The 19,662-nt window shown below is 40.9% G+C and carries 16 protein-coding genes and 9 tRNA genes; 2 read left to right on the top strand and 23 right to left on the bottom strand.

Annotated elements, in window-relative coordinates:
* Positions 1-74 precede the first annotated feature (74 nt).
* The 5 genes from KAN5_RS04705 to KAN5_RS04685 form a co-directional block, all read right to left on the bottom strand.
* Entirely contained in the window at positions 75-1,157 is a 1,083-nt protein-coding gene (locus KAN5_RS04705; protein WP_244390609.1) for an alkaline phosphatase D family protein, read from the bottom strand.
* Positions 1,154-2,281, bottom strand: a complete 1,128-nt coding sequence (locus tag KAN5_RS04700; RefSeq protein WP_016707360.1) for an alkaline phosphatase family protein — start codon at positions 2,279-2,281, stop codon at positions 1,154-1,156. Before KAN5_RS04700 ends, KAN5_RS04705 begins: the two co-directional genes overlap by 4 nt.
* Before the next feature lie 60 nt (positions 2,282-2,341).
* Entirely contained in the window at positions 2,342-4,690 is a 2,349-nt protein-coding gene (locus KAN5_RS04695) for a TonB-dependent receptor (protein WP_244390608.1), read from the bottom strand.
* A 119-nt stretch (positions 4,691-4,809) separates the two neighbouring features.
* A complete protein-coding gene (locus KAN5_RS04690; RefSeq protein WP_016707362.1) occupies positions 4,810-6,849 on the bottom strand; it encodes an EAL domain-containing protein in 2,040 nt (679 codons plus the stop codon).
* Between the two features lie 373 nt (positions 6,850-7,222).
* Positions 7,223-8,266: an alkene reductase gene (locus KAN5_RS04685; RefSeq protein ID WP_016707363.1), complete on the bottom strand. Its 1,044-nt coding sequence runs from the start codon at positions 8,264-8,266 to the stop codon at positions 7,223-7,225.
* Between the two features lie 126 nt (positions 8,267-8,392).
* Here KAN5_RS04685 and KAN5_RS04680 point away from each other — a divergent pair, with 126 nt between their 5' ends.
* Positions 8,393-8,974, top strand: coding sequence for a TetR/AcrR family transcriptional regulator (locus KAN5_RS04680; protein WP_244390607.1), 582 nt, complete (start codon positions 8,393-8,395; stop codon positions 8,972-8,974).
* A gap of 74 nt (positions 8,975-9,048) precedes the next feature.
* Positions 9,049-9,444, top strand: coding sequence for a DUF2750 domain-containing protein (locus KAN5_RS04675; RefSeq protein WP_016707365.1), 396 nt, complete (start codon positions 9,049-9,051; stop codon positions 9,442-9,444).
* Positions 9,445-9,500: 56 nt separating this feature from the next.
* Here the strand turns inward: KAN5_RS04675 and KAN5_RS04670 are convergent.
* From KAN5_RS04670 to ruvA, 18 genes are all read right to left on the bottom strand, one after another.
* Positions 9,501-9,590: transfer RNA gene (locus tag KAN5_RS04670), tRNA-Ser, on the bottom strand.
* 148 nt (positions 9,591-9,738) lie between these two features.
* On the bottom strand, positions 9,739-10,779 hold the full coding sequence (nadA, locus tag KAN5_RS04665; RefSeq protein WP_016707366.1) for a quinolinate synthase NadA: 1,041 nt from the start codon (positions 10,777-10,779) through the stop codon (positions 9,739-9,741).
* Positions 10,780-11,082: 303 nt separating this feature from the next.
* A tRNA-Lys gene (locus KAN5_RS04660) sits at positions 11,083-11,158 on the bottom strand.
* 65 nt (positions 11,159-11,223) lie between these two features.
* A tRNA-Lys gene (locus KAN5_RS04655) sits at positions 11,224-11,299 on the bottom strand.
* Between the two features lie 77 nt (positions 11,300-11,376).
* Positions 11,377-11,452: transfer RNA gene (locus KAN5_RS04650), tRNA-Lys, on the bottom strand.
* 77 nt (positions 11,453-11,529) lie between these two features.
* Positions 11,530-11,605: transfer RNA gene (locus KAN5_RS04645), tRNA-Lys, on the bottom strand.
* A gap of 77 nt (positions 11,606-11,682) precedes the next feature.
* Positions 11,683-11,758: transfer RNA gene (locus tag KAN5_RS04640), tRNA-Lys, on the bottom strand.
* A 77-nt stretch (positions 11,759-11,835) separates the two neighbouring features.
* A tRNA-Lys gene (locus KAN5_RS04635) sits at positions 11,836-11,911 on the bottom strand.
* 77 nt (positions 11,912-11,988) lie between these two features.
* Positions 11,989-12,064 (bottom strand) — tRNA-Lys (locus KAN5_RS04630).
* A gap of 78 nt (positions 12,065-12,142) precedes the next feature.
* A tRNA-Lys gene (locus KAN5_RS04625) sits at positions 12,143-12,218 on the bottom strand.
* 168 nt (positions 12,219-12,386) lie between these two features.
* Entirely contained in the window at positions 12,387-13,139 is a 753-nt protein-coding gene (ybgF, locus tag KAN5_RS04620; RefSeq protein ID WP_016707367.1) for a tol-pal system protein YbgF, read from the bottom strand.
* Between the two features lie 13 nt (positions 13,140-13,152).
* On the bottom strand, positions 13,153-13,695 hold the full coding sequence (gene pal, locus KAN5_RS04615) for a peptidoglycan-associated lipoprotein Pal (protein ID WP_016707368.1): 543 nt from the start codon (positions 13,693-13,695) through the stop codon (positions 13,153-13,155).
* Between the two features lie 35 nt (positions 13,696-13,730).
* Complete coding sequence (gene tolB, locus KAN5_RS04610; RefSeq protein WP_016707369.1) at positions 13,731-15,089, bottom strand: Tol-Pal system beta propeller repeat protein TolB; 1,359 nt, start codon at positions 15,087-15,089, stop codon at positions 13,731-13,733.
* Between the two features lie 9 nt (positions 15,090-15,098).
* Entirely contained in the window at positions 15,099-16,025 is a 927-nt protein-coding gene (gene tolA, locus KAN5_RS04605) for a cell envelope integrity protein TolA (protein WP_016707370.1), read from the bottom strand.
* A 1-nt stretch (position 16,026) separates the two neighbouring features.
* Positions 16,027-16,461 (bottom strand): protein TolR, encoded by a 435-nt coding sequence (tolR, locus tag KAN5_RS04600; RefSeq protein WP_016707371.1) that lies wholly within the window; start codon positions 16,459-16,461, stop codon positions 16,027-16,029.
* Positions 16,448-17,152: a protein TolQ gene (tolQ, locus tag KAN5_RS04595; RefSeq protein ID WP_016707372.1), complete on the bottom strand. Its 705-nt coding sequence runs from the start codon at positions 17,150-17,152 to the stop codon at positions 16,448-16,450. Before tolQ ends, tolR begins: the two co-directional genes overlap by 14 nt.
* An 876-nt stretch (positions 17,153-18,028) precedes the next feature.
* Positions 18,029-19,036, bottom strand: a complete 1,008-nt coding sequence (gene ruvB, locus KAN5_RS04590; RefSeq protein WP_016707373.1) for a Holliday junction branch migration DNA helicase RuvB — start codon at positions 19,034-19,036, stop codon at positions 18,029-18,031.
* A gap of 7 nt (positions 19,037-19,043) precedes the next feature.
* Positions 19,044-19,661: a Holliday junction branch migration protein RuvA gene (ruvA, locus tag KAN5_RS04585; RefSeq protein ID WP_016707374.1), complete on the bottom strand. Its 618-nt coding sequence runs from the start codon at positions 19,659-19,661 to the stop codon at positions 19,044-19,046.
* Position 19,662: the final 1 nt, after the last annotated feature.

The following is a 19,662-nucleotide window of genomic DNA, read 5'->3' as shown; positions in this document are numbered from 1 at the left end:
TTAGCTTGAAATATAAACACACTAAGCTCACAGCTTCATCCATGATGCTATGAGCAGTTTAACAAGCGCCTTGCTTATTTATACGGGCTAATACTTGATAAACTAAATTGACTTTGCATAATGGTTTTGCCATCAATACCTTTAAGCTGCAATGAAATTGCAGGGTCTACTTGCAGCCAATCAATACTTAAATCACCGTAATTTACCTCATGAGTAAACTGCCCAACGCGGTGCTTATTCGGGCTGACGTCTTTCCATTTTTCCGTCAATCCTGAGCTGGTCATTTCGGTTAATGGGTAATCGAGGTTGTCACTGTATTTTGAAATTTCTCCCCAATGAGTATCACCACTGATTATGATCACCCCATTGACACGGTGTTTTTTGATCAGTGCAAATAAACGTGCACGATCTTCTGGAAAGTTAGCCCATGATTCCCAGCCGGTAAAATCAGGCAGTAGCTGCAAGCTTGAGCTGATCAGTTTGATTGCCGCAGGTTTTTTCAGCTCTTGCTCAAACCATTGCCACTGCGCTTCACCGAGCATTGATGCACCTTTCACATCCGTTGGACTGTAAGGTCCTTGATTGTTTGCTTTGCGCTTAGTGTAATATTCGACTTCGCTAACATGATTAAGCGCATCACGATTCCAGCGTAAATCAGGCATGATCACCTGCACTGTTTGCTTGCCTTTTCCATACATGTACGAAGTATAAATACCATCAGGGCGTGTTCGTCTAATTGATGTTTTTGGCTCTTGGAAGAAATCGAGCATAATGTGTCGTGACTGCTCTTTTTGTGGGTATTCTTTACCTGCATCGTTTTGCCCAAAATCATGGTCATCCCACATGGCGATAATCGGCGTTTGCTCCCTAAGCGCTTTAAAGCCTGGTTTCGCACCCAATTTTTGGTACTTGTCAGCCAGTACTTGCATATCATTGGTGTCGCCGTAAATGTTATCCCCTAAAAAGATAAACAAATCAGCCTTTTCTTTATTAATAGCATCAAAGATAGGAATCGCTTTATCTTGATGACCACAGGAGCCAAACAGGATTTTTTGTGGTGCCGTTATTTTTTCTGCTGCACTTAAAGCGCTAAAACTCACTAATGCACATGATATAAGTGTTGTGGTGATCATTGCTGTTGAAAATAATAGCTTCATTTAAGCACCTCTAAAATTGCGGGTGCCATTTTAGGGTTTATCTTTTTCGGGTCTTCACCTAGTGCTGTTAATACTGTAGCAGCAACTTGCGCTTGTTTTAGCTCTGCTCTAGTTTTAAGCAAACCTGTGGCTTTAATGGTAGGGCCTATTGCAGCAAACCAGATATGATCAGAGCCAATTATTCCTTCAGGAAATGCTTTACGTCCTTGCTCTGATTTTGCTAAAGCCTGCTTAGAGCTGTGATGCTGCCAATCATTTGCGTGACTACCACGGCCATGATCGGTGGTAATGATAAGCGTGGTGTTATTTTTATAACCCTGCGTTGTTTGAATGGTTTGCCATAAGTCTTGAATAAAAGCATCATTTTGTTTGGCTGATTTTAAATACTGATCATAATGACCATCGTGCGCAAAATCATCGGTTTCACCTAAACTTATCACCAATAGTTTTGGCTTGTTAGCCAACATATACGCTTTCGCAAAACGGTAAGTAAAGCTATCAAAACGTACGTTGTGCCAAGGGCTTGGGATCTCATTTTGCATCGCATTTAAAAGCGCAGCATCGGTTGATAACCCCTCAGCAATTGGCATAAAGCCCGCGTTTACATACACGCCACTGCGCTTATCATTGACAATAAACGGGAATACATCCCAGCTACCAAATAGTGCCGTTTTGTTTTTATATTCAACCTGTTGCTCAAGCAACTCCAGCATGGTTTGGTTGGGGTTTAAAATTTTATCGTTACTGTTAATGCCCTCATCAACAAACCCAGTTAAAATTTCGTTGTAACCTGGGTATGAGAAATACCACGGATTACTCACCGACATCTTGGAGTTATTATTTCTGTCGCCAATAATCGCTCCTTGTTTTGCCACTGTTTGAGTTATAAAAGGCATTAACAATTGTTGGCGTTGCTGAGTGTCTTCATGCCAAAATTCGGCTTTTAACTCGTCGCTACGTTTGACAAAATCAGGGTTGTTGAGCAAATTAGCATCTGCGCCATTAAATACCTCTTGCCAACGCACGCCATCCAGTGTGACTAACACTACATTTTGCGCTGCTATAGCGAATTGGCTCGTTAGTAACACTATGCCTAACAAATTTAGTTTGATTAGTTTTTTCATTTTTTACCTGTAAAAATCGCAAAAGCCCATCAATGATGGGCTTTGTGTTTACACTATGATTTAAAAGTTAGCAGTAAATGTCAGTGCCGCTGTACGCGGTGCGCCAATAAAGTAGGTAGAACCGTTACCGGTGCCACCGGCAAGATATTGTTTATCTGTTACATTCGTCACTGCAAACGCTATGTCGATTGATTTAAATGCGCCAGCATTTACTTCAGCGTAGTAGCCTGCATTAAAATCAATCACGGTATAACCATCAACCTCATTGCGAGCACGGGTTTGCTCATCCGTCCATGCACCTAAACGCTCTCCTGTGTATTTAGCTGAAATACCAAAACGGAAATCACCGCTGTAGTAGTCAGTAGAGAGTACAAACATATCGCTTGGCGCATCAATCACATCATCACCCGCTCTAAAGCTTGGTCCAGCACCATCAATGAGCTCACCATTTGCATATGAGCTTGGGTCGTCAGAAGCGTATTCAGAGCTATTGTTAGTGTATGACGTGTAGATATTCCACTCATTAGTTAACATATAGCTTGCTGATAATTCAAAACCTTGTGATTCAATACCACCCACATTAATGTACGAACCATTAGTGCCTATTGTGTAATCAATACCACTGATATCACTGCCTGGTGCAATAAAAGTGATACGGTTTTCAAACTCAATTGAGTAAGCCGTTGCGGTCAGACTTAAACCATCAGCGTTATAACGCACACCAAAATCAATATTTTCAGCAGTTTCCGGCTCAATATCAGTTAACGTTGAGCTGTCACGCTCAAGTACACCATCTTTAATTGCTGCAAAGTTTTCGCTGTAGCTAGTAAATAACTCGGTGCTACTATTAAGCTGATAAAGCACACCCGCGCTAAATAACACATCTGAGTCGCTATCTACTTTATCTGAGCTGATATCATTAAAGTGGTCGTACTTTTGTAATTCAACTAGGTATTGCTTAGCACCAATATTTAAAGTGAAATCCCCCAGCGCCATCGAGTCTTGTAGGTACCATTTGAACGTATCGGTATCAAAGGTGTTTTTGTACTGTGTCCAATATGGAGTGCTATCAAAATGATGATATACACGGGCATCAATCACTTTATGCCAATCACGGGACTCATCACGCTCAGATTGCTCATACCAAATACCCGCTTCAATATCATGCATACCAAGCGTTAATTGGTAGTTAGCAGTTAAGCCTAAACGGCTTTTATCATAATGGGTATGTCGATACGACATAACAGGCGTGGCATCAGCTGAGTAACAGGCGGGGTTTAAGCCTGGGCCAGATTCCCACGGCCAACTTAAACTTTGTGTACAGCCGTCATTTGGCGCAAGAGGGTTACCGTCACTATCTACAAAACCATAGGAGCCTGCATTACTGCCGCCCTCTGTCGTTGGGTTACCATTTTTATCAACTGGAGAAGTTAAATAAGGCGGGATCCAATCACCTCGGCCTGAATTTTTATGGTAATACGGGCTGAATGTGAGCATTGATGAAGGCGAAATAGCATATTCAAATTTTAAGTAACCTAACGTATTTTCACGCAACGTGCCCCAACCTTCTGCAAACATCTGGTCAAAATGCGGGGTGCCTGTCCAGTTCCACGTCAGTTGATCCCAATCTGGCGTTTGTGCAAACTGCTCAAGGCTTACACTGTTGTAGTTGGTCTCGCTAACATCATCATAGGATAAACGCCCTGTCAGGGTTAAAGCATCAAAGTTTGATACCAACTTAACCTCAGCATGTTGGTTATCTTTACCACCATTGCTACCCTCACCTATCCAGCGGCTCGTATCAGTTTGCGAATAGCTTATATACGCTTGCGTATTATCAAAAATGGTGCCTGTTTCATGTTTAAAATAATAGCGTGAGGCATCATGATCACCATTGGTATAAGCAAAAGTGGTGCTTTTATCAAGACTTGGATCTTTACTAACAAAGTTAAATGTACCACCTAACGCTTCAAGCGATGCCGATGCGATGTCTGATGTACCTTGACCTACCTCAACTGTAGCAAGGTTTTCACTGTCGAGGTAACGATTCGCTTTTGCACCACCACCGTAATTTGAGCCACCATTTGGAATACCATCAACCGTCATACCTAGTTGTTGCTGATTACCGTCAATACTAAAACCACGCATAGTGATTGTTGTTGACCAATCATCACCACCAAACGCATCACCTTCGTTAATGCTTATGCCTGGCAAGTTATCAATCACCGCCAAAACACTTGATACCGAGCTTTGCTGCTCAATCATAGATTGTTCAATCACACTGTTAGCGTAACTGGTTGGTTTAGCCACTACAGTGACTTCTTCTATTTCATTATTGGCATAGCTGTTAGTTGAAAAAACCAACGCAATAGCGAGGCTTAAAGTTGATTGTTTTGTCAAAGTACGCATTATTGTCCCATTTGCAATTGTTATTTTGAATGCGGGCACAGTATGGCGGGAGTTTATGACAAAATAGGTCCAGAATATTGAAGGAATAATTAAACAAATATAGAAATTTTATGGCAGTCTTAGCTTTTATTTGCGTTATTACGGGTTTGGGTAAAAGTAATCACTTCATTTCGTAACATGGCAGGAGCATATAACCAGCCTTGTGCGGTGGTGATCCCTAAGCTCTTCACCCACTGCTCTTCTGCGACTGTTTCTATTCCTTCTGCAACAACAGAAAAGCCAAGCTTGGCAAATAATTCTGTTACTTGTTGATAGAGGATCCGACCTGCATCTTGCTGGCATTGCAGTAAAAATTGGCGGTCTAATTTAACGTGTTTCACAGGAAAGTGTGTCAACATAGATAAACTTGAATACCCCGTCCCAAAATCATCCAACACAGTTTCGATATTATGCTCACGCAGCTTGTTTATATTCTGTGTCACGATGAGTTGTTGTTCAAGGTAACTGGATTCGACGATTTCAATTTTTACTTGTTCTGCAAATTCAACAAACAGCTGGCATATTTTATCAACCATTGCAGTGTTGGTAAGTACATCAGGATTAACATTAATACTGATATTGGGCTTAAAACCAACATTGCGCCACTGCGTTAAATCACGGGCCGCTTGCTTAATTACCCAGCCATCAATAATATCAGTTTGCTTGTGTAGGATCAGGGTATCTAAAAAATAAGGACCAGAGACACTTCCATCGTTATTATGTAACCGTAGCAAGGCTTCAAAACCACTCACTTGACCTGAGCTCAAATCTATTTGTGGCTGATAATATAAGGCTAGCCTTGCATTTGAAATAGTATTTAGCACAGTAGTCAGCTGAGCACTTGACAAATTCTGTGCTCTTTGTTGTTTAATAAAACGCTGCTCAGAGTTAGCCGCAAAGCCTTCGTTCACATTTAATTGGCTACTTAGTTTATTAAATGCCATTTGGTAATTATTTTTTTCACTGCTTAGCCGCAAAAACGGGTAATAAATACAGGCATTACACAGGATCAAAAACACTTGATATAAAGGCGCGGTTGCATCTGTACCAACCATAGCACCGTTGATAATCGTTGGTGTCATCCAACTAATGGCCACTTCCTGATACCCTATAACCCCACTTGATAGTAAAAAATAACTGACCAAAAAGTTAAAACATGGCACTAAAATAAAAGGCACTAGCAACATCGGGTTTAAAAATACCGGCAATGCAAATAAAATGATTTCACAGAAATTAAATAACGAAAACGGGATTGATATCTTTGCGATACTTTTTTCATGACTGCCATTTGGCAACAGAAACGCAGCGACAATTAAGCCAATAAAACAGCCAGTACCACCAATCAACACAAAGGTGTCGTAAAATGTTTTTGCTGTTAAACCCGGCACAATATCGTGTTGTAAAAACGGCTGCTCAAACATCATTGTATACGCATTATCACCATGTACACCAAAAAACCAAAAGCTGTGGACGATGATCATACGTTTAAATAATTGCATAGCTACACTGCTATCATCACCACTTGGGACAATATAAAGTAGAACCGATTGCACGCTCAATTCAATGAAGGGAACAATTAAATACAGAGCAAAAAACGCCAAGCTAAAAGGCACAATTAAAGATAGTTTTTCTTTTAAAAAGTCACTGAGCAATGGTAACTCGAGCCAGTGTTTAGGAGTCAATTTATACCCCAACATAAGCAAATAGCTGGTTAATGACGGCACTAAAACAGCATATGCCGACGCGCCCGCGCCATTGACAGCAAATTCGCCATTATTAAGCGCTAAAAAATCACTGTGCGTGCAAAACCCTACTAACGCTAGCATACTGCCAACCACTGCACTGTTACCTAAGTTTTTAGACAGGTGAAAGCCTACCGACAGTGCAACCATCAGCGGAAATAATACAGAAATGATATTTGAGCTGTGTTGTATAACGTTATACAAAAAATCGTTGGGAGATAAAAAAGCAAAATTAACAGCAAGGTTTAATACTAAAATGGCCAGTGCTGAACTTACAAAATACGGGATCAATGCAATGAATGCTTCACGTAGGGAAATAATATACCGTGATTGGGCAAACACAGAAAACAGTGTATTGAATTGCTTTTTAACCAACAAAGTAGTTCCAAAAGTTAAGTGCTGTTTTGGAGTATAATTTATTTATCCTAGAATTGTTAATTATTTAAAACAATGCCTTAACCTGCTTGATGCCGCTGTTGCTGCAAGCAAAAAAATACCACCGAGAAGCGGTGGTATTCATATAAATTAAATTTTTTATACCAATCGTGTTAAGTTACTGACCATTTATAGCGACAGGTAAATACAGTGATAACAAGGCATAAATTTTGACATGTAGTTGTTCTCGGCAATTGCTCCTGCATTGCTCTACCTCCTGCATCCATGCAGTCGTACATGAAAAATTTATAACGCGGTTAGCGCTTTATTTAGCCCGCTAGAATGGTTAAATATTTAAGTCGATTGGTATTAGTACTTAGATCAGTTCAGCTAGCATGCTTTCATCATATGCTACTAACTGTTCGTTATTAGCAATTTTGCTCACGTAATCAGGATTAGCAATAAATGGGCGGCCAATAGCGATTAAATCGAATTTATTACCATTGATCGCTGCTTTTGCAGTATCAAAGTCATAACTGCCCACTCCCACTAAGGTACCTTGATAATTAGCCCGTAAATACTCTGAGGTAGTTTTGTCTTCAAGGCTTGCAAAGCGCATGCTGTCATCAAAAATACCACCATGTAAATAAGCCAAATCACGAGTATTTAATTGTTTTAGTAGATAATCAAATACGGCTTTATCACGGCTATCTTCATCCATATTAAAGTAAGCACCAGGCGATAAACGCAGCGCCGTTTTATCTGCCCCAATGGCAGCAATAACAGCATCGACCACTGCTAATGCAAAACGCGACATATTCTCTGGTGTTTGGCCATATTCATCATTGCGCTGATTAGCAGCAAAGTGTAAAAACTGATCAATCAAATAGCCATTTGCACCGTGAATTTCTACGCCATCAAACCCTGCTTCAACTGCGTTTTCTGCCGCTTTTGCATAATCGGCAACTAAGCCTTGAATATCGTCAAGAGTTGCAGCCTTAGGTGTTTGATAGGTTAATTCACGCATCCGTGGTACAGAGCCTTCAACACCAATTGCTGATGGTGCTAACACTTCGCCATCAAAAAAGTGTGGATGTGCAACACGACCTACATGCCAAAGCTGCGCAAATATTTTACCGCCGTTAGCATGTACTGCCTCTGTTACTTTTTTCCAACCTTGAATTTGCTCGCTGGTAAATAACCCCGGCGTATTTGGGTAACCTTGCGCATCTGGGCGGATTATCGTGGCTTCGCTGATAATTAATCCGGCTTCTGCACGGCGTGCATAATAGTCAACCATCGCTTGGGTTGGTACTAAGTTATCGTCCGCCATACAGCGTGTTAAAGGCGCCATAAGTATGCGATTTTGTAATTCAATACTGTTATTAAGTTTAAATGGTTGCAGTAGATCGGTGGTCATTATTATCAATCCTTATCTTGAATGTATATTCAAGATAAGGGCGAAGCATAAAACATTCAAGTCTAATTTTGAATATTTGTTCAAGATTAAGTAAACTGCGTTCACCAGTTACCCTAAGAGAGCGCTATGAGAGTTGCCGAATTTGACCGCGAATATGTATTGCGCCAAGCGATGCTTGCTTTTATGCAATGTGGTTACGCGAAAACCAGCATGCAAAAATTAACGCAAGTAACGGCCCTCCATCCCGGTTCTTTATATGCTGCATTTGGTAATAAAAAAGGTATTTTTTTAGCCGCTATTGAGCAATATCAAGCTGATCGTAATCAACAATTCACGGCTCTTTTTTGTGATCAAATGCCGGTTTTGCCGAGTTTGCGCCTATATTTAGACTCCATCATTGCTGAATGTATCAGCGGTGATGCCATGAAAGTATGCTTACTCACTAAAAGTATAAGTGAAGTTGAAGGGCAAGATCTGCAAATAAGCCAAGCCCTGATGGCAAATTTAAACGCCTACGAAAATGCCCTTACCATACAATTTAACCGGGCTATTGAACAAGGTGAAATAGCCAATACACGCAGTGGTGAACAGCTTGCACGTTTTTTAGCTATGGGTTTGTATGGCCTAAGAACCTATGCACTAACAAACCGCTGTGAACACGATCTGCAACAGTTAGCGAATGATTTATACCACGCAATCTGTAATTAATTTTAAACTAATCGACATAATGTCATATTAGTCAATATACTAATGAATAAAGCCATTCAAGAGAGAGCCGAGCAATGAGTAATGCAATTTTAGCAGCATCTGAGAAGTTTGAGACAATCTTAAATTTAGGAGCAAAAAAAAGACTCGCCTTTATGTTTGAAACCGTGCAAGAGTTCAAACAAGTGTGGATACTAAATGACGAAGATGGCTGCGTAATGCTCGCCAACGAAGATGATGATTGTGTACCAGTGTGGCCAGAACGGATTTATGCCGAAGCATGGGCAACTGGCGAGTGGGAAAACTGCACAGCGAAAGCCATTCCATTAAAAGATTGGCAATCACGTTGGACACCAGGCCTTGAGCAAGACGACCTACTCATTGCCGTATTCCCCACCGAAGAAGACGACGGCACCATTTTATTTCCAGATGAATTTGATAGCCAACTTAAAGCACCTAAAAAGCGCTATTAATCATACAACCGTATAAAGCAAAAAAAGCGACCCAAGGTCGCTTTTTTTGAATCTAATGGCGGTGAGGGAGGGATTCGAACCCTCGTTAGGGATTAACCTAAACACACTTTCCAGGCGTGCGCCTTCAGCCACTCAGCCACCTCACCGCAAGCGTTAATTTATAACGCGGCGTAATAGTATGTAATCACGCTCAGTGGTGCAAGGTGTTTTTCCCTTTTGCCAATTAACTGCTTAGTAAACAAACAAAAAAGGCCGCTGAGAGCAATATCAGCGGCCTTATCTTTATAACCAAGTTTAGCGCTTAAGTGACGCTGAGAAATCAAGCATGCGATTAAGCGACTTGAGTGCGCCTTCACGAAGGTCCATATCTACAAACACTTCTTTGCCAGTTGCATCTAATAACGCTTCCTCAATCGCTTTGAGGCCGTTCATTGCCATCCATGGGCAATGCGCACAACTTTTACAGGTTGCGCCCTCACCTGCTGTTGGTGCAGCAACAAATTCTTTATCTGGGCAAAGCTGCTGCATTTTATAAAAAATGCCGCGGTCGGTGGCCACAATAAACTTTTTGTTATCCATTGTTTGCGCAGCTTTAATTAATTGACTGGTTGAACCGACTGCATCAGCTAGAGCAACAATTTCAGCTGGAGATTCTGGGTGCACTAATACACCCGCATCTGGATACAGCGCTTTCATGTCTTTTAAGGCTTTGGTTTTGAACTCGTCATGTACGATACATGCGCCATTCCACATGATCATATCAGCCCCAGTATTCTTTTGAATATAGGCGCCTAAGTGTTTATCTGGGCCCCAGATGATTTTTTCGCCCATTTCATCTAAGTGTTCAACAATCTCAAGCGCACACGATGAGGTGACGATCCAATCGGCACGTGCTTTAACAGCTGTTGATGTATTAGCATACACAACCACTTTACGATCAGGGTATTGATCGCAAAATGCAGAAAACTCGTCAATCGGGCAACCAATGTCTAGTGAGCAGGTTGCAGCAAGCGTTGGCATAACGACAGTTTTATTCGGGGTTAAAATTTTAGCTGTTTCACCCATAAAACGTACACCCGCGACAATGATCATGTCAGCATCGTGTTTAGCGCCAAAGCGCGCCATTTCTAACGAGTCAGCAACACAACCGCCTGTTTCTTCCGCAAGTGCTTGAATTTCAGGATCAGTATAATAATGGGCAACCAATACCGCATTCTTATCAATCAATAGTTGTTTGATACGTGCTTTGTATTGCGCTTGCTCATCAACGTTCAACGGAGCTGGCTTAGGAGGAAAGATATAACCTTCAGGCATAATAGTTTGAGCTAAACTCATTTCTCGACCACTTAAATCTACAGTGCATTTATGGGGCGAATTATACGAGAATATAAAACTAAATAACAGTAGTGCTCATAAATACCACTCGACTTAACTATTAAACCATTTAAGCGGGCTAAATAAAGCGCTAACAACGTTAGTAGTTTTTTATGTACGACTGCATGGATGCAGGAGGTAGAGCAATGCAGGAGCAATTGCAGAGAACACTAATTTATATTTTAGCAGTGAGATAATTAATTGTGCCGAATGAAACTTATGAAATACAAGGAGAGTAACTTTACGCAAAGAGGAAATACCAAATGGTGGGTCATGATGGACTTGAACCATCGACCAATGGATTAAAAGTCCACTGCTCTACCAACTGAGCTAATGACCCGCTCTGGTGCTTGTAAAAGCCTGCGTAGATCCGCCGATTAAAACCATTCTGTACACTGTAAAGAATGGTGGGTCATGATGGACTTGAACCATCGACCAATGGATTAAAAGTCCACTGCTCTACCAACTGAGCTAATGACCCGCTCTGATGCTTGTAAAAGCCTACGTAGATCCGCCGATTGAAACCATTCAACTTATAGCATAAAGCCAAATAAAGAATGGTGGGTCATGATGGACTTGAACCATCGACCAATGGATTAAAAGTCCACTGCTCTACCAACTGAGCTAATGACCCGCTCTGGTGCTTGTAAAAGCCTGCGTAAATCCGCCGATTGAAACCATTCAACTTATAGCATAAAGCCAAATAAAGAATGGTGGGTCATGATGGACTTGAACCATCGACCAATGGATTAAAAGTCCACTGCTCTACCAACTGAGCTAATGACCCGCTCTGGTGCTTGTAAAAGCCTGCGTAAATCCGCCGATTGAAACCATTCAACTTATAGCATAAAGCCAAATAAAGAATGGTGGGTCATGATGGACTTGAACCATCGACCAATGGATTAAAAGTCCACTGCTCTACCAACTGAGCTAATGACCCGCTCTGGTGCTTATAAAAGCGTGCGTAAATCCGCCGATTGAAACCATTCAACTCTTAGCATAAAGCCAAATAAAGAATGGTGGGTCATGATGGACTTGAACCATCGACCAATGGATTAAAAGTCCACTGCTCTACCAACTGAGCTAATGACCCGCTCTGATGCTTGTAAAAGCCTGCGTAAATCCGCCGATTGAAACCATTCAACTTATAGCATGAAGCCAAATAAAGAATGGTGGGTCATGATGGACTTGAACCATCGACCAATGGATTAAAAGTCCACTGCTCTACCAACTGAGCTAATGACCCGCTCTGATGCTTATTAAAGCGTACGTAAATCCGCCGATGAAAGACCATTCAATTGTTAACATAAAGCCAAATAAAGAATGGTGGGTCATGATGGACTTGAACCATCGACCAATGGATTAAAAGTCCACTGCTCTACCAACTGAGCTAATGACCCGCTCTTTTTGCCGCAATTTGAGTGGTTGAACCATTCGTTTGCTGCGGGCGCTTATAATACTTATTTAAAAAATGAGTGCAACAGAAAATGTCTCTTTTTTTAAGTTTTTATGTCTAGTTGACCAATTTTAGACCGCTTATGACAAAAAGCAGTCTAATCAAGCTGATTCTACATTTTTGCAATGCGATCAGTGGCCAACTTTGCAGCAGTTGTACTTGGGTATTGATTGATCAAATCACTCAACGTTTTTAATGCTTGTTCAGCTAAACCTTGTTCTTGTAACAAAGTACCAAGCTTCAACATTGCATCAGGACGTTTATTTGAATTTGGAAATTCATTGACAACAACTTTAAAGTGCTCCGACGCTTTTACTGGATCATTTTTAATTGTAAGTAATTGCCCTAACCAATAATGAGCGTTTGATGCATACACAGAGTTTGGGTACGTTGTTAAAAAGGTTTGAAACTCTGGAATTGCCTGATCGTAACGCTTGTCTTTCATTATTAATGCTACTGCGCGCTCGTAAGCTTCATTCTCGGACAGATCTGAGCTAATTGCTTGCGATGGAACAGGGTCTGCATATTGATCAGCACTGGATGCACTAGGTTGTGAATAAGCTTGGCTAACACGGTTTTCAATTTCTTGATAAAGCTCGCGCTGACGCTGTAACACTTTTTCTAGTTTATAGGTTTGCTCTTCGGTGATCCCACGAACTTGGCTCACTTCATCTTGCAGTACATTAAGCTGTTGTTGTAACTCAACTTGTAACAAGTTACGCGACTGCATCATGTTTTCAAGGGCAGCAAGGCGTTTTTCTATACTCGATTGTGAACTCGCAGCTTCTGAAACAGGAGCGGGAGCAGCCCAAACGTGGGTGCTCCCGCTCAATATCATGGCTGCCAAAATAATTTTCGGCTTCATAATGTCTCTAATCTTAGTAAACTAGTACCGCACGGCGGTTTTTAGCGAAAGCAGATTCAGTACGTGATTTAACCATTGGCTTTTCTTCACCATAGCTCACTACTGACATTTGGCTTGCTGAAACACCTAAGCTTTGTAGGTATTTTTCAACTGCTTGGCCACGGTGCTCACCAAGAGCAATATTGTACTCAGGTGTACCACGTTCATCAGCATGACCTTCAATTAATACTTTAACTGATGGGTTTTTAACTAAAAACTCTGCGTGTGCACGAAGTAATTCACCGTACTGACCTTGAATTGTTGCTTTATCAAAATCAAAGTAAATAATTTGTTCTTTACGTAATTCGTCATACTTCTGACGAAGTTCTTCTTGTGCTTGTTGCTCTGGCGTCAATGTAGCCACTTCAACTGTATCAGTATTCGCTGTTTGCTCTACAGTTGCTTGATTTGATTGATTTGCTGCACCTTCATCGATATCTGAAGATGAGCTACAAGCTGCTAGTGTCATAACTGGCACAGCAATTAGCAGGCCTTTAAGTATTTTATTAAGTTGCATTGAGTAGATTCCTATATTGAGTAAACCAGCAAATATTATTGTAAATAAGGCGACCACGCAGGTGCCTTTACTTGTCCATTTAGCACAGGTAACCGTGCTTTAAAGCGACCGTCCATTGATACTAGCGCTAGTACCTGCTTATTATTATGAAGCGTGCTATAAATGATCATCGAACCGTTTGGCGCTATGCTCGGTGATTCATCTAGGCGCGTTCGCGTTAACACTTGAAATGCGCCTGTAGCCAGCTCTTTCTTAGCGAGATGGTACTGCCCGTTGGTACGGTTAACCATCACTAATTCTTTGCCATCAGGGGTAACTGAACCTGCTAGATTCATGTCACCGTCAAAGGTCATTCGTTGTGACCTACCTGTTTGTAAATTTAACTTATAAATCTGAGCATTACCACCCCTTTCAGAGGTAAACACGATATCTTGACCATTAGGATGCCAAGACGGTTCAGTATCTATACTACGGTGGTTAGTCAAACGGGTTTCTTTACGTGTTGCTAAGTCTAGCATATACACTTCTGTTGCGCCGTTTCTGTCCTTTGATAGTACCAAAAGTAATTTTTTGCCGTCTGGCGAAAACTGCGGTGCACCGTTAATACCTTGATGGCTAGTGATTAACTCACGTTTGCCTGAGTATAAATCTTGGATATAAATTTGGCTTTGACGATTCTCAAATGTTACATACGCAAGCTTGGTACCATCAGGTGACCACGCTGGTGACATCAATGGCTCTTGCGAGCGCAACAATACTTGCTCGTTAAAACCATCATAGTCGGCTACAACTAGCTGATACGGCTTAGGTTCATCATCACGCACGATAACATACGCAATTTTAGTTAAAAATGCGCCACGTTCACCAGTGAGTTTTTCATAAATAACATCACTAATGCGGTGTGCATAACGTCTAAAGCCAGTATCACTAATTACACTCTCGCGTGCTTCTTGAATATGATCTTGGCTTTTAATTAGCTTACCATTGCTCATCATTTGCGTTTCGCCGCCAGTGATTTGACCACGAATAACATCAACCAACTCATAACGCACTAAGTAACGGCCATCAGTTTGTTGTTCAACTTCACCTACTAAAATAGCTTCAACACCTTTATTTACCCATGCAGCATAGTCAACGTCTGCATCTTTACTAGGCAACTGCGGCATCTCATTTACATCAATTGGTTTAAACTTTCCGCTGCGCATTAAATCAGCAGCAATTACAGTGCTGAGCTTTTGCGGAATTGGCCCAACACCCTTGTATTTAAATGGCACAATAGCAATAGGCCGTGCTCCATCAATACCCTCTGTGATGACTATTTCAAGTGCTGCATTGGCAACACCAGCAAAGCCTAAAACGAAAATTAAACAAACTGTTTTCAACTTGTTGAACATACCATTCCTTTAAAATTGTGGCTTAATTGTTAAGTTAATATTTTTTAATTGCTCAAACACATCTTTATCTTTAGAAACTGGCAGCGTATCAGCCATACGCACCGCTCTAAGCGCCGCTTCACATACTAACTTATCACCGCCTAATGATTTAACCTGCGTTACCAAGCCATTAAAGCCTAGACGTATATTGACACGACATTGTTGATTTTTCATTTTTTCATCGATTAATAAGTTTTGCTGGATCCGCGCCATTATTAATGCTTTGTATTTATCAACCTCAGTGCCAACTTGTTGTTGACGAACTTTATTACGTGCAGCTTGCTCTGACGCTAGCTGTTCTTGCAACATTTGTTCTTGTAATGCTTTTTGACGCGCGGCTTCAGCAGCTTCTGCACGCTCTTTAGCTTCTTGCTCTTGACGCTTGCGCTCTGCTTCCGCCTTTTTAAGTGCTTCTTCTTCAGCTTTGCGTTTTTCAGCAGCCGCTTTCGCAGCGAGTTCAGCTTGCTCTTTTTGCTTTTCAGCTTGCTGTGCTTTTTCACGTTCTTTTTGCTCAATTTCGCGGGCTTTTTTCGCCTGCGCTTGTGCTTGTGCGGTTTCTTTCTCTTTCGCGCGACGCTCTTGCTCTAATTTTTTAATTCGTCTATCTTCTGCTTCACGTTGCTTACGAGCATCCGATGCACGGCGCTCTAAATCACGAATACGTTTATCTTCAGCACGTTTTTTATCATCTTCTTGACGTTTTAACTCAGCAATCTTTTGCTCAACCATTTTTTGGTCAACAGTCACCGCTGACACCGCGTTCTCAGCCTCAGGCATGGCAGTATTTAATGTTACTTCCATTACTGAAGGTGCTGAAGTATGAAAATTTGCAGTGCCAATTAGCACGCCTATAATCGCAAGGTGCAACAACACTGACTTTACTACTGAAGCACCCATACTATTTTTTATTCCCTTCAAATGATTCAGTCATTAAACCTACCGAAGGTACGCCTGCGTTTTTCAAAAAGTCCATTAGTAACAATACCTCTTGGTACGATACTTTGCCTGATCCTTTGATCATTACTGGCGTTTCTGGATTTTTCATTAATTGTAATTTGATCACTGCAGCAACATCTAAAGCTTCCATAGGCTCCTCAGGATCAGTACCTATGCTTACATAGTACTTACCTTGCGAATCAATAGAGGCAATAATTGGCGGTGTATCTTTAGTATCAACTAAATCTGATTCTTCCATTTTTGGTAAATCAACTTTAACACCGTGAGTGATCAAAGGCGCTGTTGCCATAAAGATGATCAATAATACCAACATTACATCTATATAAGGAACTACGTTTATCTCTGCAACAGGACGACGTTTCTTACGCTGATACATTCGCTTTTGCCTCTATTTGTGTAGCTGCTTGACGGTGTAAAATATTCGCGAACTCTTCCATAAAGTTAATGTAGTGAGATTCAAGTTTTTCAACTTTGTTAGCAAAGCGGTTATAGGCAATTACAGCTGGGATTGCTGCAAATAGACCCATTGCTGTAGCTATCAACGCCTCGGCAATGCCTGGTGCTACCATCTGTAAGGTTGCTTGCTTAACTTCACCCAGCGCGATAAAGGCATTCATTATGCCCCACACAGTACCAAATAAACCAATATAAGGGCTAATAGAGCCAACCGTTGCCAAAAACGATAAGCTTGATTCTAGTTTTTCAATTTCACGAGATAAAGCCACACGCATTGAGCGGTGTGTACCTTCCATTACAATACTGGCACTTTGAAACGATGTTTTTTTATGGCGTGCAAATTCTTTAAAGCCAGCAATAAACAATGCTTCTATACCACTTGAATTACCACTGCGTGACGATATTTCGTTGTAAAGTTTACTTAAATCGATGCCAGACCAAAACTTTTGTTCAAAACGTTTTGCTTGTGTTAACGCATCAGAAATAGCTTTCTTACGTTGAAAAATTATTGCCCATGACATGACTGACATTGCAACGAGTGCCAACATTACCAACTGCACAAGAAAACTTGCTTCTAGAATTAAATCTAAAAAATTAAGCCCTGAACCCACATTAAACTCCTAATAAGATTTCTTGTAAAAATACCATTTCTTTATACGCTAGCTATCAGACCAACAAGTTGGCCTAAAGTTGCAACTAGTGTATCTATTCAGCTCGTTACTGACAACGCTATTGCTGTGAATTAGCAACAAAAAACGTTGAAAAGCAGGTCTGCAACTTTTTATTTAGCTAAATCAGCCAACGTAATTCAAGCTCTATTTCCAACGACCTAGATAAATATTCTGGCACGGTGCGTATTTATCAACAAAAACTCTATAAAACACTGCGTTTATTCACTATGTGTGCATAACCACGCAAAAGCACCATTTAAAGTTTAAAACAGGACAGTTTAACTAATCCGTTTAAAAACCAACCAACTAAATAAAGTTTCATAAATTCAACAAACTAATAACTTTCTGTGAATTTTATGAACACAAATAAAGAAAACAAAAAAGTCTAGCTATTAGTTTTTTTTATCTGAAAATTAAATTTTTCTAGTTTGAACAAAAAACAACTATTGCGTATTATTCTCACATACCGAGCTAGCGCAGTAATGAATACTTCATGAAGCCCAGTTCTTTGCAATATGAATCTGATTTTTCGTATTGCTAAGCTTAAAGTCCTCTTGATAAAACTTGATGAGTTTAAGCTGTGTTCCCTAGATTACTTCCTTCAACTTGTTGTTTGCCCGCATCTTTATGCGGGCTTTTTTTTGCCCTAAATAAAAGCTAAGCGCCGCGCTATGTGGGATACAATATCGTTTACAAACTTAACAGCATGTGAATTATATTTGTTACAACAACTAAATACCTATGTACATAGGCTAAGCGGTTAAAAAGACAACTATAGGTGGCTATACATGCGCGTATAACCACTGGAAGTGAGATTTACTGTTGCTTTGCTAATAAGCCAAAGTGATGGTAAGCGTTATCAGACACAATCCGCCCGCGTGGAGTTCGCTGTATGAAGCCTTGCTGGATCAAGTATGGTTCAATCACATCTTCGATGGTTTCTTTTTCTTCACCGATGGCGGCTGCTAAGTTATCTAAGCCTACAGGGCCACCCATAAATTTTTCTATGATGGCAAGCAAGTATTTACGATCCATATAGTCAAAACCACTTTTATCAACATCAATCATGTTCAGCGCCTGCTCTGCTACTTCAGCATTAACAGTTCCATCTGATTTTACTTGCGTGTAATCACGTACTCGACGCAATAATCGATTTGCAATACGCGGAGTGCCACGAGAGCGTTTCGCTATTTCAGCTGCGCCATCATCACACATTTGTAAATTTAAATAATGTGCTGAACGCCCTACTATGGTTGAGAGATCAGCAACAGAATAAAATTCTAAGCGCTGCACAATACCAAAGCGATCTCTCAGCGGTGATGTTAACGAGCCTGCCCGCGTAGTGGCGCCAATGAGTGTAAAGGCAGGTAAATCAAGCTTGATTGACCGTGCTGCAGGGCCTTCACCAATCATTAAATCAAGTTGGTAATCTTCCATGGCAGGATATAAAATCTCTTCAACTTGAGGACTAAGTCTGTGTATTTCATCTATAAACAGTACATCACCTTCTTCAAGATTGGTAAGTAGCGCGGCTAAGTCCCCTGCTTTTTCAAGTACCGGGCCTGATGTGGTTTTAATACTGACATTCAGCTCGTTCGCAACAATATTCGCCAAGGTGGTTTTACCTAACCCTGGAGGGCCAAATATTAATAAATGATCGAGTGCTTCACCACGGGTTCGAGCCGCCTCTATAAATATTTCCATTTGCTGTTTAACATGGGGCTGACCTGTGTAATCGGCTAATAGTTTTGGCCGTATAGCGCGATCAACAACATCTTCATTACTTTGTTCTGTCGCATCAATTAAACGATCCGCTTCAATCATGGTTTACTCACAACATTGATTTTAAAGATTCTTTAATAAGAACCTCTGTAGACATATCAGGTTTGGCTACTGATTTTACTGTTTTTTGTGCTTGCGCCAATTTATAACCCAATGACACTAAGGCCGAAACCGCGTCATCTGCCGCATTATTTGCGATCAACGTATCGGCAGCAGGCTCTATCACCGCATTATCACTAAATGGCGTGAATAAGTCATTACCCCAATCTTTCAATCGATCTTTCATTTCCAGTACTAAGCGCTCAGCGGTTTTTTTGCCAACTCCAGGGAGCTTAACTAAGCTTGTGGCATCTTCATTATTCACGCAATTCACAAATTGTTTAGCAGACATACCAGACAAAATCGCTAAACCGAGTTTAGGCCCTACGCCGTTCGCTTTTAATAACTCTCTAAATAATGCGCGTTCAGTTTTATTATTAAAACCAAACAATAATTGTGCGTCTTCTCTCACTACAAAATGCGTATATACAATGGCCTGCTCGCCAATATTAGGCAGATCATAAAAGCAGGTCATTGGCATATTTACTTCATAACCCACTCCACTTACTTCAAGTAAGATTTCTGGCGGTTGTTTTTCGACTAAAATGCCATTTAAGCGACCTATCATG

The sequence above is a fragment of the Pseudoalteromonas sp. KAN5 genome (assembly GCF_022846535.1).
GTDB classification, from domain to species: Bacteria; Pseudomonadota; Gammaproteobacteria; order Enterobacterales; family Alteromonadaceae; genus Pseudoalteromonas; species Pseudoalteromonas haloplanktis.
Note: the sequence above shows the minus strand (reverse complement) of the source record. Positions and strands in the feature narration are given on the sequence as shown.

Coding starts and splice junctions, on each gene's coding strand:
- KAN5_RS04705 (WP_244390609.1), bottom strand. CDS start 1,157: ATGAAGCTATTATTTTCAACAGCAATGATCACCACAACACTTATATCA.
- KAN5_RS04700 (WP_016707360.1), bottom strand. CDS start 2,281: ATGAAAAAACTAATCAAACTAAATTTGTTAGGCATAGTGTTACTAACG.
- KAN5_RS04695 (WP_244390608.1), bottom strand. CDS start 4,690: ATGCGTACTTTGACAAAACAATCAACTTTAAGCCTCGCTATTGCGTTG.
- KAN5_RS04685 (WP_016707363.1), bottom strand. CDS start 8,266: ATGACCACCGATCTACTGCAACCATTTAAACTTAATAACAGTATTGAA.
- KAN5_RS04680 (WP_244390607.1), top strand. CDS start 8,393: ATGAGAGTTGCCGAATTTGACCGCGAATATGTATTGCGCCAAGCGATG.
- KAN5_RS04675 (WP_016707365.1), top strand. CDS start 9,049: ATGAGTAATGCAATTTTAGCAGCATCTGAGAAGTTTGAGACAATCTTA.
- nadA (WP_016707366.1), bottom strand. CDS start 10,779: ATGAGTTTAGCTCAAACTATTATGCCTGAAGGTTATATCTTTCCTCCT.
- ybgF (WP_016707367.1), bottom strand. CDS start 13,139: ATGAAGCCGAAAATTATTTTGGCAGCCATGATATTGAGCGGGAGCACC.
- pal (WP_016707368.1), bottom strand. CDS start 13,695: ATGCAACTTAATAAAATACTTAAAGGCCTGCTAATTGCTGTGCCAGTT.
- tolB (WP_016707369.1), bottom strand. CDS start 15,089: ATGTTCAACAAGTTGAAAACAGTTTGTTTAATTTTCGTTTTAGGCTTT.
- tolA (WP_016707370.1), bottom strand. CDS start 16,025: ATGGGTGCTTCAGTAGTAAAGTCAGTGTTGTTGCACCTTGCGATTATA.
- tolR (WP_016707371.1), bottom strand. CDS start 16,461: ATGTATCAGCGTAAGAAACGTCGTCCTGTTGCAGAGATAAACGTAGTT.
- ruvB (WP_016707373.1), bottom strand. CDS start 19,036: ATGATTGAAGCGGATCGTTTAATTGATGCGACAGAACAAAGTAATGAA.
- ruvA (WP_016707374.1), bottom strand. CDS start 19,661: ATGATAGGTCGCTTAAATGGCATTTTAGTCGAAAAACAACCGCCAGAA.